At 63.3% G+C, this 13233-nt stretch carries 15 protein-coding genes and 1 tRNA gene; 6 read left to right on the top strand and 10 right to left on the bottom strand.

Going from position 1 to position 13233, the window contains the following annotated elements; all coding sequences use genetic code 11:
• The 6 genes from M6689_RS10205 to M6689_RS10180 all read right to left on the bottom strand — a co-directional run.
• Positions 1-865, bottom strand: an 865-nt coding sequence (locus M6689_RS10205) for an efflux RND transporter permease subunit (protein ID WP_298271096.1), incomplete at its 3' end; no start/stop codon positions are given.
• The gene (locus M6689_RS10200) at positions 862-1929 is read right to left on the bottom strand and encodes a hypothetical protein (RefSeq protein WP_298271093.1); all 1068 of its coding nucleotides are present in this window, start codon (positions 1927-1929) and stop codon (positions 862-864) included. The genes M6689_RS10205 and M6689_RS10200, both read right to left, overlap by 4 nt.
• Positions 1926-3332, bottom strand: a complete 1407-nt coding sequence (locus M6689_RS10195; RefSeq protein WP_298271091.1) for a TolC family protein — start codon at positions 3330-3332, stop codon at positions 1926-1928. The genes M6689_RS10200 and M6689_RS10195 overlap by 4 nt, the downstream gene beginning before the upstream one ends.
• A 31-nt stretch (positions 3333-3363) precedes the next feature.
• On the bottom strand, positions 3364-4704 hold the full coding sequence (locus M6689_RS10190) for an ATP-binding protein (protein ID WP_298271089.1): 1341 nt from the start codon (positions 4702-4704) through the stop codon (positions 3364-3366).
• Positions 4701-5363: a response regulator gene (locus M6689_RS10185; protein ID WP_298271087.1), complete on the bottom strand. Its 663-nt coding sequence runs from the start codon at positions 5361-5363 to the stop codon at positions 4701-4703. Before M6689_RS10185 ends, M6689_RS10190 begins: the two co-directional genes overlap by 4 nt.
• A gap of 44 nt (positions 5364-5407) precedes the next feature.
• Complete coding sequence (locus tag M6689_RS10180; protein WP_298271085.1) at positions 5408-6025, bottom strand: isoprenylcysteine carboxylmethyltransferase family protein; 618 nt, start codon at positions 6023-6025, stop codon at positions 5408-5410.
• 166 nt (positions 6026-6191) lie between these two features.
• On the opposite strand from M6689_RS10180, the gene M6689_RS10175 reads away from it, so the two are divergent.
• On the top strand, positions 6192-6377 hold the full coding sequence (locus tag M6689_RS10175; RefSeq protein WP_298271082.1) for a hypothetical protein: 186 nt from the start codon (positions 6192-6194) through the stop codon (positions 6375-6377).
• Between the two features lie 38 nt (positions 6378-6415).
• Here M6689_RS10175 and M6689_RS10170 read toward each other — a convergent pair whose 3' ends face one another.
• Positions 6416-6748: a hypothetical protein gene (locus tag M6689_RS10170; protein WP_298271081.1), complete on the bottom strand. Its 333-nt coding sequence runs from the start codon at positions 6746-6748 to the stop codon at positions 6416-6418.
• A 42-nt stretch (positions 6749-6790) separates the two neighbouring features.
• On the opposite strand from M6689_RS10170, the gene M6689_RS10165 reads away from it, so the two are divergent.
• Entirely contained in the window at positions 6791-7000 is a 210-nt protein-coding gene (locus M6689_RS10165; RefSeq protein ID WP_298271077.1) for a type I restriction-modification enzyme R subunit C-terminal domain-containing protein, read from the top strand.
• Positions 7001-7262: 262 nt separating this feature from the next.
• On the opposite strand, the gene M6689_RS10160 is transcribed toward M6689_RS10165, so the two are convergent.
• Positions 7263-7360 (bottom strand) — tRNA-Sec (locus M6689_RS10160).
• A 303-nt stretch (positions 7361-7663) separates the two neighbouring features.
• Here M6689_RS10160 and M6689_RS10155 point away from each other — a divergent pair.
• Positions 7664-8473: a DsbC family protein gene (locus tag M6689_RS10155; protein WP_298271075.1), complete on the top strand. Its 810-nt coding sequence runs from the start codon at positions 7664-7666 to the stop codon at positions 8471-8473.
• A 21-nt stretch (positions 8474-8494) separates the two neighbouring features.
• Positions 8495-9217 (top strand): rhomboid family intramembrane serine protease, encoded by a 723-nt coding sequence (locus tag M6689_RS10150; protein ID WP_298271073.1) that lies wholly within the window; start codon positions 8495-8497, stop codon positions 9215-9217.
• Here the strand turns inward: M6689_RS10150 and M6689_RS10145 are convergent.
• Positions 9202-9660, bottom strand: a complete 459-nt coding sequence (locus tag M6689_RS10145; RefSeq protein ID WP_298271071.1) for an FxLYD domain-containing protein — start codon at positions 9658-9660, stop codon at positions 9202-9204. The genes M6689_RS10150 and M6689_RS10145 overlap by 16 nt on opposite strands.
• Before the next feature lie 143 nt (positions 9661-9803).
• On the opposite strand from M6689_RS10145, the gene M6689_RS10140 reads away from it, so the two are divergent.
• Both M6689_RS10140 and M6689_RS10135 read left to right on the top strand, forming a co-directional pair.
• A complete protein-coding gene (locus tag M6689_RS10140) occupies positions 9804-11150 on the top strand; it encodes a hemolysin family protein (RefSeq protein ID WP_298271069.1) in 1347 nt (448 codons plus the stop codon).
• A gap of 10 nt (positions 11151-11160) precedes the next feature.
• Positions 11161-12231: an AI-2E family transporter gene (locus M6689_RS10135; RefSeq protein WP_298271065.1), complete on the top strand. Its 1071-nt coding sequence runs from the start codon at positions 11161-11163 to the stop codon at positions 12229-12231.
• A gap of 26 nt (positions 12232-12257) precedes the next feature.
• On the opposite strand, the gene M6689_RS10130 is transcribed toward M6689_RS10135, so the two are convergent.
• Positions 12258-13193 carry a TerC family protein gene (locus tag M6689_RS10130; RefSeq protein ID WP_298271064.1) on the bottom strand — a complete coding sequence of 312 codons (936 nt, stop codon included), beginning with the start codon at positions 13191-13193 and terminating at the stop codon, positions 12258-12260.
• Positions 13194-13233: the final 40 nt, after the last annotated feature.

Here is a 13233-nt window from a genome sequence, read left to right as displayed (position 1 = left end):
CCCCCGGTTTACCCATGATTGCGGCGGCGCCGATGGGGGGCTCCGGCGCCTCGACCACCCGCGCCACATCGGCAAGGGTCACGTTGGAGCCGTTCTGGTGCACGACTACCGTCCGCTCCAGCTCCGCCGGAGTGAGGGACTGTCCCTCGCTCTGCAGGACGATGCGCTGGTTCTCGTTGTCGATGAATCCCGCGCCGCGCACCCCGGTGGCGCGCCGGGCCGCCGCCAGGACATCATCAATGGAGAGGTTGTAACGGACAAGCTGGTCAGGGCGGAGCTGGACCTGGAGCTGCCGCACCTCGCCGCCGAACACTGCAACCTTGGCGACGCCGGGGACCGCCAGGAGGCGCTGCCTGACCGTCCAGTCGGCGATGGTCCGAAGCTCCATGAGGGAGAGTTTCGGGGAGGTTAGCCCCACCGCCAGCACTACGCTTGTGGAAGAGGTGAGCGGAGCGATAACCGGCGCCTGCACTCCCCGGGGGAGGCGCCCTGAAAGGGTCGAGAGGCGTTCGGCCACCAGCTGGCGGTCCAGGAAGATGTTGCTTCCGGGGGTGAAGGTCACCGTGACGACCGACAGTCCCTGGATCGTGCCGGAGCGGAGCGCCTCGATCCCCGCCACGCCGTTGACGGCATTCTCCACCGGCTGGGTGACGAGCATCTCCGCCTGTTCCGGAGAAAGGCCCGGCGCCTCGGTCTGAATCACCACCTGGGGCGGGGCGAACTCGGGAAAGACATCGTACCTGGCCTTGGAGAGTGTGTAGGCGCCGTAACCCGCCAGGAGAAAGGTCAAGGCGAGCACCACCCCCCGGAAACGGAGGGAAAAACGGACGATGGCGGAGAGTATCCCGGTATCTTGCCTGGTCATTTACCGTCGCCTTCCTCGCCTGCCCGGATCTGGGAGCGGAACTCCTCGGATTGCAGCAGCTGCGCCCCCCTCACGACCACCGGGTCACCGGGGGCGAGCCCCCTGGCGACAAAGAAGCTATCCCTCAACGGCGATTCGGTAGGGAGAGCGCGGCGGACAAAGCGCCCCGCTCCCTTCTCCAGATAGAGCCACGCTTTCCCCTGCCGCCAGACCACGGCCGAAGAAGGGACTGTGACCCCCTGCAGCAGGGGGCCGACCGGGAGGCGGGCCAGGACGTTCATGCCGGGGAGGAGGCGGGGCCCTGCAGGGGCGAGGTAGAAAAAGCTCCTTCCCTGGATGCGCGGATCGGTTGCCGGGGAGGGGGATATCAGGCGCGCCGTCGTCAGAGGGGTCCCCTCCGCGGTCTGGAGCGTGATCTTCTGCGGGACCCTCCCAACCTGCGCCTCCGGGGGGAACGTGACCTGGAGCAGAAGATCATCCTGCCGCGCCAGCCGTTCAAAGGAGGGAGAGTCGCTGGTCACCCACCCGGCAATAACGCCCCCCCATCGCTGCCTGATGCTCGCTTTCAGCGCGTAAAGCGAAGCCTTGCCCGCGCGCAGGGCAGCCTCGTCGGCGCGCCATGCCGCCGTGGCTGCCTGAAGGGCCTTGTCGGAGACGTTCCGGTTGTCGGCATTCAGGAGTTTCAGGCGCTCGTGCTCCCGGCCGGATGCCTCGACGGCCGCCCCTGCGCTCTCCGCCCGGGCCTGGGCCTTCGCGCAGGAAGCGCGAAGGTCGAACAGCTCCTGGAGCTGGAGCACGATTCCGAAGGCGCGGATTTCGCTACGGTGGGAGACCGGCACCAGAGGAAGGATTTGGATCCCCGACCTTTCCAGGGTTTTCCGGTCGAGGGTAACAACGCTCTCCCCCCCCTCCTCCGAAACGCGCGACGGCGGCTTCACCGGGCGCTCCCGCTCGGCTTCCATCCCCCCTTCCTTGCGCCCTTCGATAAAGCCCCAGACGAGTAAGCCGGTAATTGCCGCCAGGACGACAATCGTCACGATGATCTTCACGCTCTTTCGTCTCACTTGCGGTTCTCCTTTTCCGGCCGGGGATCTGTCTCGACGTTCACCGGAAGCGGCTCTACTTGTGGCAGTGGGCGCTGGAGCGCGTCTTCCAGCACGCCGAGAGACCGTTCCGCTCTGACGAGGGCATCCTGTCGGACGAGCGCGCTTACCTCCTGCTCCAGAACGGCGGAGAGGAGCGTCAGACGGTCCGTTTCACCGGCTGCAAACAATGCCTCCACCGACTTCCACCGGTTTTTTTGGGACAGGAGCAGTCCCTCAGCGGTTTCAAGTTTATCAACGGCGGCACGGTAGCCCCTCAGTGCCAGGTCGATCTCGCCGATCACGGCCGCCTGCAACGCGTCGAAGCGTGCCGCCGTTTCCTTGCGGCGCGCCTCCGCCTCGGCGATGGGCCCCCGATTGCGATTGAGAATCGGCATGGTCACGGAGAAGCCGAGGGACCACTTGTTGTCGCCCTGGTCCCACTGGTAGCCGGGACCGAGGTGAATATCAGGGTACTGTTTTGCGATTTCCAGTTGCAGGGCGGCCTGGGACGCCTCATATTCCGCAAGGAGCGCCAGGATGTCGGAACGGTTGAGGAGCGCCTGCCGTCGCGCTTCCCGCGGGGGGGGAGGGGGGAGGCGAGCGGCGAAGATATCGGGGGAGAGGGTAATCCCTTCGATGGCCGTGACCGGCAGTCCAAGGGCGTCGGCAACCCGCACGCGGGCCTCAGCCTTCTGCCTCTGTGTCTCCCGCAGGAGAACCGCTGCCTGCGCCAGTGATATTTCCGCCTGAGTCACGTCCGGCCGGGACACTTCACCCAGATCCAGCCGTCTTCGCAGCGCCTTGACGAGCTCTGCCCGGACGGACTGTTCCCTTCGGAGGAGGGTTTCCGCCCGGCCGGCGGCATAAAGGTCCAGGAGGCCGGTTCGCAGGCGGCTTCGCACCTTCCAGGCCACGGTTGCGATGTTCAGACGGGCTGCCTCGGTAAGGCTGCCGGCCCGGGCGATCCGGTAGCCCCGCTTGCCGGCGGTCTCAATGGGAATATCCAGGTTGAAGCCGAGGGTCCAGGGAGAGAGTCCGCCGGCGGTGCGCGAATGATGCTGGGGAGTGAAGCCGAAGCTCGGGTTGGGGCGCTGCCCCGCCGTAATTTTTCTCGCTTCGGCAACAGCCCATTGGGCTCGCGCTACGTCCAGTTCGGGGTTGTAGTAGAAGGCCGTCAACATGAGAAGCCGGAAATCCCAGGTTTTCGGCGGCCAGGACGTGATCTCCCGGCCGAGGTTTCCCTCCAGGAACTTTTTCAGCTCCGGGTTGTCGAGGGTGCGGGACTCGAAGGCTGCCGCCGTCCGGGCGGGCTCCAACGGCCTTGGCTGATAGGTGGCGCAACCGGACAGAAGTGCTGCCGCCAGAAGTATCAGAACCGGCATGTTCACGTATTCCGCCCTCCCCGCACGTTCATTATATTCCTTCGGAGTGCTGCGCCACTGGGTGATGGATGCTACTGCCCGAACAGGGGAGACTCACCGTAACTTTGAGACCCTTTCCTCCGTCCCCCTCGCCAAGGGTTATGCTCCCGCCGTGCCGCTCGACGGCGGACTTGACGATGGCGAGGCCGAGGCCGCTGCCGGTGCTGTTCCCTCCACGCCTGAAAAAACGGTCGAAAACCCGCTCCCGGTCGTCGGGAGGAATGCCGGGGCCGGTGTCCGTCACCTCGATGACGGCCATCCGCTCACCGCCGCGCACCGCCACATCCACCGTCCCCCCCGGCAGGGTGTGGCGGACGGCGTTGTCCACCAGGTTGCCGACCATCGCCCGGAGCGCCTCCTCTTCCCCGGTGATGGTCACCGGTTCGCTGTCGGTCATTCCCAGGTCGACCCCCTTTTCCAGGGCCAGACTCGACCGCTCGGCAATGATCTCCCCGGCCAGTCGGGTCAGCGCCACGTTGGACCATAGCGGAGGAGCTTCGGGTTCCAGGCGGGCCAGGGCGAGGAGTTGGCCCACCAGTCGGGCGGCGCGGCCGACACCTTCCTTCAGTCGTTCAAGCGCTTCGGTCCGCTCAGCGTCATCGGCACTTCGTTCAAGAACGCGCGCCTGGAGCCCGACGACGGCCAGCGGTGTCCGAAGCTCATGGGCCGCATCGGCAACGAACCGCTTCTGGGATTCGATGGCGTGGGCCAGTTTTTCGAGGAGGAGGTTGAGGCGACCGACAAGGGGACGGACTTCGGCGGGGAGCCCGTGGATCGGGAGTGGCTCAAGGGAGGCAGGGGAGCGTCGGGAGATTTCGTCGGCAAGGCGGATGAGCGGTCTAAGCCCGTTCCTGACGGAGAGCCAGATGAACAGGGCAAAGAACGGGATGGTCAAAAGCAGGGGTACAACGGTGCGGAGCGCGAAGTTGACGCTGATCTCACGACGGGCTTCGATCGGCTGGGAAACCTGGACGGACCTGCTACCCGCGCGAAGGACGAAAACGCGCCAGTGCCGCCCGCCGGAGTATACCGTGCTGAGGCCTTCCCGCTGAAGCGGGAGTGCCCGGCCCGGAGGGTCAGCGGAGAGGAATGTGCCCTTTTCCCATACCTGGAGCGCGAGCTCGGCCTCCTCTTCGTAGTTGATCCCTGATGAGGGGAGCGGCGTAACGCTTTCCTGGCGCGAAAAGGTGTGGGCTACCTGGGCGAGCTGGTAGTCGAACAGCTCGTCCAGTTCTTCCCGCGCCTTGAGGTAGGTGGCGCCGCCGGCGACAATGCCGACGACCACGAGTCCGCCGAGGAGGAACGTCAGGAGCTTTCGGCTGATGGAACTCATGGAGCACCCGCCAGCATGTAGCCGACCCCGCGGACGGTGCGGATCTGGTCGGCCCCGATCTTTTTCCGCAGGTTGTGGATGTGGACCTCCACGGCGTTGCTCTCCACCTCTTCCCCCCATCCGTAAAGCCTTTCCTCTAGGGCGGTGCGGGAGAGAAGGGCGCCGGGACGCTCCATGAGGGCGGCCAGGATCACGTACTCCCGGGCGGAGAGATATACCCGCTCACCATGGCAGTAAAGCTCGCGGGTGGCGGGATTGAGGGAAAGGGGTCCATGTTCGATGAGGGGCGCGGCCCGGCCCGCCTGCCGCCGCTGAAGCGCCCGTATCCGCGCCGCCAGTTCGTCCGGGTCGAACGGTTTCACCAGGTAGTCGTCGGCCCCGCTGTCGAGCCCCCTGATCCGGTCCGGGACCGCGTCCCGGGCGGTGAGGATGATGACCGGGACCGGGTTGCCGCTCTGGCGCAACTCCGCCAGGAGGTCGAGCCCTCCCTTGCCGGGGAGGCCGAGGTCGAGGAGGAGCAGGGAATACTCCTCCGTGGCAAGGGCCAGCTCCGCCTCCTCGGCGTCCCGTACCCAGTCGGTGGTGATCCCCTCCTGTTTGAGGGAGTGTCGAAGCGCGTCGCCGAGCATCGGGTCGTCTTCTACGAGCAGGATGCGCATAAAGTTCCTCTTCTCGGGAGTCCTATTCTACGAACCCGCAGGGTCTAGGGCAGCCGGAACCAGTGGGGCCAGTGGGGGGACATCCGAAGCTGCATCATGATTTCAACGGCAACCGGAAAGAGAAAAGCCGTCCAGAGCCGCTTGGCCTCGGCCCTGAAGGCCGCCAGGCTTACGTTGACCGACTCCGGAGAACGGAACCGGGAGAACGAAGGGATGAAGCGCGGCGTCGCGTCACAGTATTTCGCAAACTCCTCGCCGAACCTTCCCGCGAGAAAATGCTCCTCGGCCCTGACGACGAAGCGGGAGTAGAACAGGAACCCTGCAAGTACGACAACCGCCAGCGCAAGGCTTTTCAATAATAACACCGCGGATAAACCAAAGCAAAACGTGCCGAAATAGAGCGGGTTTCTGGTTATGGAGTACGGTCCTTCCGATTGCAGTTCGGTGTCCTTGCGGGAGCCGATGAAAAGCGTGGCCCAGACGCGGAAGGTTACGTAGAGCCCGAAGACGAGCCATCCGCAGAGGTTTAGGAGTATTCCGGCCGAGGAGTTCTCTCTGACCGTGGGGTAGCTTACGAGCAGCAGGGCGACCATGGGGGCCGCCAGCGCGAATCCCGCCTTCCCCCTGTTTCTGAAGGCAAACGATTCCGTTATTGAGTTCATCCGGTTCTCCTCTTGAATTACGAAATGCATCCGGCCTGGCGTCAGAGGGGTGAGCAACAGGGCTATCCCTGTAATAGAAGATGAACAAAGGACCTTAAGACAATATGAAGGCAGTGCATTTTCTGTGGATAGGAATGGGATATCTTGGAGGAAAAGCGGGGTTGCTATGAGAGTTCTGCATAAGCCCATCGCCAGGGGGGAGAAGCGGGGGGGGGAGCTGCGGCCAGAGGAGCTCCCCTTCGGGAGAGCGACGCAGCAGGAGCCACTGGGCCGAAAGGTGCATGGTCCCGCCGATCCATGCCGTGGCGCCGAGCTGGTGGAGGACGGTGACCGTCATGAGCGTGGAGCGTAAAGTAGAACGTGGATCCATGAGGCCGGGAAGCCCGCCAACTAAAATGACTTCGACCACTGGGCGAGGAAGCTGCTTCCTGCCGCGCCGTTTCGCAGGATGCGGGTGTCGTAGGCGTATTCCAGGTAGAGCTGGGAATTCCGGGGGAGGCCGCTCGTGACGCCCAGCGAGAACGCCCCGCTGTAATCGTGGGTGAAGTCGAGGCGGGAGAGGTTGAGCCGGTCCTGCCGGAAGAAGGGGCGGTTCACCTCGGCGACGGTCCCCCGCAGGTGAAGGTAGAGGAAGAAGAGGAGCTCGTAGCGGTATTCAGGGGATGGCCTTAAGGGAAATTGCCGAGCACTCCGATGTGTCGTCCGGCCCTTAGAGTGTAGCACATTGCCGGGCTTGCAGGGTCATGGCAGGGGAGAATGGCGTTCATGGATAAGCCTCGGCAGGCGTTCACGGACGAGCAGCAGCGGTGGCTGGAGATGATCCGGGACCACGTGGTCGCCAACCTTTCCATCGAGCGGGACGATTTTGCCTATGTGCCGTTCGCCCAGGAGGGCGGGATCGGGAAGGTATATCTGGAAAGGGTGCTGAAGCGGGACATGACGGCCCTGTTCGGCGTACGGAACGTTATCCCCTGAATGTCCCCTGTGTTTACGAGCGGGTGGGGTTTGATGAAAGAGGGGAATTGTCCGCTGCCAAAGCCTGGTCTAAATCTCGGGAGCGAACCCAGTGGGGAGGTAGGCGGACTTCACAGCGCAATGTGGTCCTCCCTTCTGATTCTACCGGGTGTACTCCTGGCAAAAAAGTGGAACCATAAACTTGATACGGTCAATGGAAGCATAAACTTGGAATTTTTCAAATTTATGCTTCCAGTTACACCGTGGTGCGGGTTGGAATAAATGGCGGAAGCACATGGGAATCGAACCCACCGGGGAGATTTCTCATCCCCCCCACCGGTTTTGAAGACCGGGCGGCCCACCAGCGACCGACGTGCTTCCATTGAACAAGAGAAGTGATATGTTGGGCGGGGAAACGGGATCTTCACTGCAGAATGTTTAGCAGTTATGGTTTCTCATATCAAGACTTTTTCCAATCTTAGCGGACCGTGTCGGGGGGTGATGAAGATGTGGTGCTCCTCGCCGAAGCACAGGGCCTTTTTCCGGAATGAAAAAAGTGGGTTGTCGCACATGCCGGGAATAGTTGCACCTTGATGAAACGGGTGCGAAGTGTTATCAATCTTCTGGTGCCGACTCTTTTCAAGGAGCTGCGGCACAACCCCTAACCAGTATCACGGAGGAGCCATGTCGCATCTGCGTAAAAAGAAATGGATCGGCGCATTTTCCCTGTTTCTCTGCTGTATGACGTCCGCCGCGCTTGCGGCGTCAGGGAACGGAGCCCGGGAGGATAACCCCGAGGCGGCAATCAGAAAGCTCTTTCCGCGCCTGCCGGTGTCGAGCGTGACAAAGACGGACATCGACGGCTTCTACGAGGTGGTGGCCGACGGCAATGTGCTCTACGTCCACCTCAAGAGCGGCCATATCTTCGTCGGTGACCTCTATACCAGGGAGGGAAGAAACCTGACGGCGGAGGCCCGCAGCCGCTTTGCCGCCGAACGCCTGAGGCTTCTGACCGACGCCGACAAGAAACTGGCGGTGAAGGTGGGGAACGGCAAGCACGTGGTGATCGAGGTTACGGACCCCGACTGCCCCTTCTGCCGCAAGATGCATGAGTACTGGGCCAGGCGTCCGGACGTGACCCGCTACGTCTTCTTCCTCCCCCTGAGCATTCACCCCAACGCCGAGAAGAAGGCGCGCTACATCCTGGCGGCCGAGAACAAGGAGCTCGCCCTCTGGGAGGTTTACTCGGGAGAGCTGGACAACAACCGGGAGAAGCTCGACAAGCCCTACGACGACAAGGGGCTCCTGGCCGCCCAGCGGGCCGTGGTGACCAAGCTCGGGGTGCAGTCGACCCCCACCTTCTGGGTGGACGGCAAGTATGTGAGCGGGGCGAACATCCCCCTGATCGAGAGCATCATCGGCAAGTGCAAGCTCGCGGAGGGGGTAAAACCGGGAGCTGCCGCTGCCTGCGAGGACGAAGGGGAGAAGAAGTAAGGGGGGCGGGGGGAGCCGGTCGTGATCCCGATCAAGGACTACAATCCGACGCGGCGCTTCCCGGTGATGAGCGTTACGATCATCGCCCTCAACATCGTTGTCTTTTTCTATGACCGGCTGACCGGCCACTACGAGCCGATGCTGATCGAGACGGCGCGGGGAGTCGTCCGGACGGAGGTGTTCGTCGGAGGGCTCTCCGCGCATTTTTCCCTCGTGCCGGCGGCGCTTGCCTCCCTGCCGCTCCTTGCCTGGCCGACCATCTTCACGTCGATGTTTCTCCACGGGAACTGGCTGCACATCGGTTCCAACATGCTCTACCTCTGGATTTTCGGCAACAACGTGGAGGATACGCTGGGCCGGTTCCGCTTCGTCCTCTTCTATTTTGCCTGCGGGGCTACGGCCGCCATCGCCCAGGTGATGAGCGCGCCGCACTCCAGTATCCCGATGGTGGGTGCCAGCGGGGCGGTGGCCGGCGTTATGGGGGCCTATCTCCTCCTCTTTCCCCGGGCGCGGATCCTGACTCTGGTTCCGATTCTCTTCTTCTTCACGTTTATCGAGGTGCCGGCCTTTCTGATCATCGGCTGGTGGGTGCTGATCCAGTTCTTGAACGCGAGCTGGCTTGGCGGCGGGGAGCTCCAGCGGGGGGGCGTTGCCTATTTCGCCCACATCGGCGGCTTTGCGGCGGGAATGAGTCTGATCCTGCTGTGGGGGGTGAAAAGGGGAGGGCGCTACCGCAGGAGATAGGTTCTCCCGTCGATGGGGACCTCGAAGTCCTGGAACCGCGGGAAGCCGGAGGGGCCTTCCCCGGCAAGGCGGTAGCGGTAGAAAAACCGGATCCTCTCGGCAACGGCCCCGGGGGTGACGGGAATCGTCATGGAGAAGGGGGCGGTTTCATCGATGGCGAGCTGGCTCGGAATGATGAAGGAGGTCTTCTCGCCGACCTCTTTGCCGCCCGCGTCCAGGAGGGTGGCGGTCAGCTCCAGGTCGCGGATATAGTAGTAGCTGGTGTTGGCGACGGCGCCTTCGATCGCGACCTTCCCTGCGGAACGGGTGACCTTCCAGGAAACGGTCAGGTCGTAGTACGACACCCGGTTCGGGTAATGCTGCACCGGTGGCACCGTTGCCGGCAGGGTGCATCCGGCCAGGGTCGCGGCTATGAGAACGGCGATAAGCGTGCATGGGCGCATGATGGCTCCTTGGTGAGTGCCGGGCCGACTGAAATGGGATCGGACGAACTCCCTTCGGTTCCACTATGACAAAAATATGCTAATATTCAACTGGTGATTTGGGCGGTTACGCCTATTCTGCATGATCTCTCGGAGGTATCTCGTTGGAGTCGGTTCTCGAAGAGTTGGCCGTCATCGCTCTCCTTATCCTTGCCAATGGCTTTTTTGCCGGTTCCGAGCTCGCCATCATTTCCGCCCGCAGGGGGAGGATTGCCCAACTTGTCGCCGAGGGGAACGAAGCGGCGAAGATCGTGGATCGATTGCAGGAAGATCCCCACCGGTTTCTCGCCACCGTCCAGGTAGGGGTGACGGTGGTCGGCTCGCTGGCCTCCGCCGTCGGCGGCGCCACCGCCGTCCGCTACGTAAAGCCGCTGCTCCTCTCGGTGCCGCTGGAATTCGTCCAGAGGGCGGCCGAGCCCCTCTCCCTCGCCATCATCGTCGCGCTCATCTCCTACTTCTCGCTCATCTTCGGCGAACTGGTCCCCAAGACGGTCGGGCTGCAGTATGCCGACCAGATGGCGCTGCGGGTCGCCAAGCCGATCAATTTCCTTGCCCGGGCGGCGGGGGTGGTGGTGGGCTTCCTTACCCTCTCGAACCGGGCGGTGCTGGCCATGGTGGGGATCAAGACCGAGGGGAGCCATGCCTTCATTACCCGCGAGGAGGTCCAGCACATCGTGGCCGAGGGGCACGAGGCCGGCGTCTTCAGCGCCACGGAGCAGGAGTACATCCGCAACATCTTCGACTTCACCCATACCTGCGCCCGGGAGGTCATGGTCCCACGGACCCGCATGGTCGCCCTTGATCTGGGACGCCCCCGGGAGGAGCTGGTGACGGCGGTGCTGGAGAACATGTATTCCCGCTACCCGGTCTACCGCGGGAGCATCGAGAACGTGGCCGGCTTCATCCACGGCAAGGATCTCCTCGGCCGGACGGTGACCGACCCCGGTTTCGCCCTGGAGTCGATCATCCGGCCGCCGTTCTACGTACCCGAGGGGAAGAAGGTGAACGAGCTCCTCAAGGAGATGCAGCGCAAGCGGATCCACATGGCGCTGGTGGTGGACGAGTACGGCGGCATCAGCGGGCTTGTCACCACCGAGGATCTGCTGGAGGAGCTGGTGGGGGAGATCGAGGACGAGCACGACATCGGCGAGCCGGGGAGCGTGCAGCGGCTCCCCGACGGCAGCCTCCTGGTGGATGCCCTCATCTCCATCAGCGACCTGGCCGAGCAGCTTGAGGTGAAGCTCGACGACGATATCCCCTACGACACCCTCGCCGGGCTCATCCTCGACCGCCTCGGCCGATTCCCGGAGAAGGGGGAGGAGGTGGCGTGGGGGAGCTTCACGCTGATCTGCGACGAGGTCAAGGCGACCGCCATCGTCAGGGTGAGGATCGTGGAGCGGGCGCCGGCGGCGGAAGAGGGCGAAGAGCCAGGCGGCGGGGAAAGGGAATAGCGGAGCTCCCATGGATCGTTCCCATTTCTTTGCCCTGGCGGCCTTTTTCTTTTTCGTCCTGATCCTCTACGTGGTCTACGCCATCGTCTCCCCGTTCCTGGCCCCCCTCGGCTGGGCGGCGGTGATCGGGATCCTGACCTTTCCCCTTTACCGGAGGCTCCGGCGCCGGGTCGGCGGCCGGGAGCCCCTCGCCGCCGGCATCATGACCCCGGCCGTGGTCCTGATGCTGGTCATCCCGGTCACCGGCTTTACCTTCTTTCTCATCCACGAGGCGACCCTCGCCTATGCTTTCCTCGAAAAGACGGCCGCCGATGGCGGACAATCGCTCATCCGCGGCATCCAGAACCATCCCCTCATCCGCCAGTTCCTCGCCCATCTGGAGCCGTACACCGGCCCCCTGAGCCTTGAGATCGATGCCAGGGTCCTCCCCGAGGTGAAGGAGGTGGCGGCCACGGTCCTCGGGTATTCCAAGGAGATTGCCAAGAACTTTTTCCTCTTCACCCTGAAACTGATCCTGATGGTGATCACCCTCTTCTTCATCTACCGCGACGGCGAACGGATCCAGCGACAGTTCCTCGCCGTGGTCCCCCTCAACGCCACCCACAAGGAGATGCTCGTCGAGACGGTGCGGCGGGTGCTCACGGCGGTGATGTACGGGGTCTTCCTCACCTGCCTCGTGCAGGGGGCTCTGGGCGGCATCGGTTTCTGGGCGGCAGGGCTCCCCGCCCCGGCCCTCTTCGGCGCCATCATGGCTGTCAGCGCCCTGATCCCGGTGGTGGGGACCGGCCTCATCTGGTTTCCCGGAGCCCTGTACCTGATCCTGAACGGCGAGGTGGCCAGGGGGGTGGGGCTCCTGGCGTGGGGGCTCGTGGCGGTCAGCTCCATCGACAACGTCATCCGCCCCTTCTTCATCAGCGGCAAGGCGAAGCTGCCGGTCCTCGTCATCGCCATCGGCGGTCTCGGGGGACTTGCCGCCTTCGGCGTGCTCGGCGCGGTGGTGGGACCCATCGTGCTGGCGCTTTTCCTGGCGCTCTTCGATATCTATCGTCGGGAAGTGGAGAAAGGGGAGGCCGAAGGATAGGGACGGCGGTTCTGGTTTGCGGTGGTTCAGGCCCGGTACGATGCCCGGGCCTTTTTGCTGCCGATGGTGACCGAGGTGATGATGGAGATCGCGAGCACCCCCACAATAGTGCCGAGGGAGAAACCGATGGGGATGTGGTAGATGTCCACCAGAAGCATCTTCACCCCGACATAGACCAGGATCACGGAGACGCCGAGCTTCAGGTAGACGAACATCTCCATGACGTTGGAGAGAAGATAGTAGAGGGAGCGAAGCCCCATGATGGCGAAGACGTTGGAGGTGTAGACGATGAACGGGTCCCGGCTCACCGCGAGGACCGCCGGAATGGAGTCGACGGCGAAGATCAGGTCGCTCGACTCCACCATGACAAGGGTCAGGAAGAGCGGCGTGGCGGCCCTTATCCCTCCCTTTCTGATGAAGAACCGGTCGTCGCGGATCCGCTTGGTGATCGGCACGAACTTTCGCACGAGCCGCACAAGGTAGTTTTTCTCCGGCTCGATCTGCTCCTCCCCCCCGAAGGCCATTTTGATGCCCGTCACCACCAGAATCCCGCCGAAGACGTAGATGATCCAGTGGAACCGTTCGATGAGCCCGATGCCGGCCATGATGAAGACTGCCCGCATGGCGAGGGCGCCGAGGATCCCCCACTTGAGGATCTTCGGCTGGTGGACCTTCGTGATGTGGAAGAAGGCGAAGATCATGATGAAGACGAAGAGGTTGTCCACCGACAGGGACTGCTCGATGATGTAGCCGGTGAAGAATTCCAGGGCCTTGGTCGGCCCCATCTCGAAGTAGATCCAGACGTTGAACGCCAGGGCCAGCGATACCCAGACGACGGTCCAGGCCAGGGCCTCGCGGAATCTGATTTCGTGGCTCCTGCGGTTGAACAGCCCCAGGTCGATGACGAACATCACGGTCATGAGCGCACCGAAGCCTAGCCACATCATGGTTTGTACGGGCATTGATTTCTCCGGGAAGGTGGGGGGTGAGAGGGAGGGGCAC

Origin of the sequence: Geobacter sp., assembly GCF_027327745.1 — a bacterium.
Lineage (GTDB): Bacteria > Desulfobacterota > Desulfuromonadia > Geobacterales > Geobacteraceae > Geobacter.
The sequence above is the reverse complement of the archived record's forward strand: the minus strand, read 5'-3'. Positions and strand labels throughout refer to the sequence as shown.

What these genes read in the sequence shown, in the direction of transcription:
- M6689_RS10195 (WP_298271091.1), bottom strand. Translation starts at nt 3,332, where the DNA reads ATGCCGGTTCTGATACTTCTGGCGGCAGCACTTCTGTCCGGTTGCGCC.
- M6689_RS10190 (WP_298271089.1), bottom strand. Translation starts at nt 4,704, where the DNA reads ATGAGTTCCATCAGCCGAAAGCTCCTGACGTTCCTCCTCGGCGGACTC.
- M6689_RS10185 (WP_298271087.1), bottom strand. Translation starts at nt 5,363, where the DNA reads ATGCGCATCCTGCTCGTAGAAGACGACCCGATGCTCGGCGACGCGCTT.
- M6689_RS10180 (WP_298271085.1), bottom strand. Translation starts at nt 6,025, where the DNA reads ATGAACTCAATAACGGAATCGTTTGCCTTCAGAAACAGGGGGAAGGCG.
- M6689_RS10175 (WP_298271082.1), top strand. Translation starts at nt 6,192, where the DNA reads ATGAGAGTTCTGCATAAGCCCATCGCCAGGGGGGAGAAGCGGGGGGGG.
- M6689_RS10165 (WP_298271077.1), top strand. Translation starts at nt 6,791, where the DNA reads ATGGATAAGCCTCGGCAGGCGTTCACGGACGAGCAGCAGCGGTGGCTG.
- M6689_RS10155 (WP_298271075.1), top strand. Translation starts at nt 7,664, where the DNA reads ATGTCGCATCTGCGTAAAAAGAAATGGATCGGCGCATTTTCCCTGTTT.
- M6689_RS10145 (WP_298271071.1), bottom strand. Translation starts at nt 9,660, where the DNA reads ATGCGCCCATGCACGCTTATCGCCGTTCTCATAGCCGCGACCCTGGCC.
- M6689_RS10135 (WP_298271065.1), top strand. Translation starts at nt 11,161, where the DNA reads ATGGATCGTTCCCATTTCTTTGCCCTGGCGGCCTTTTTCTTTTTCGTC.
- M6689_RS10130 (WP_298271064.1), bottom strand. Translation starts at nt 13,193, where the DNA reads ATGCCCGTACAAACCATGATGTGGCTAGGCTTCGGTGCGCTCATGACC.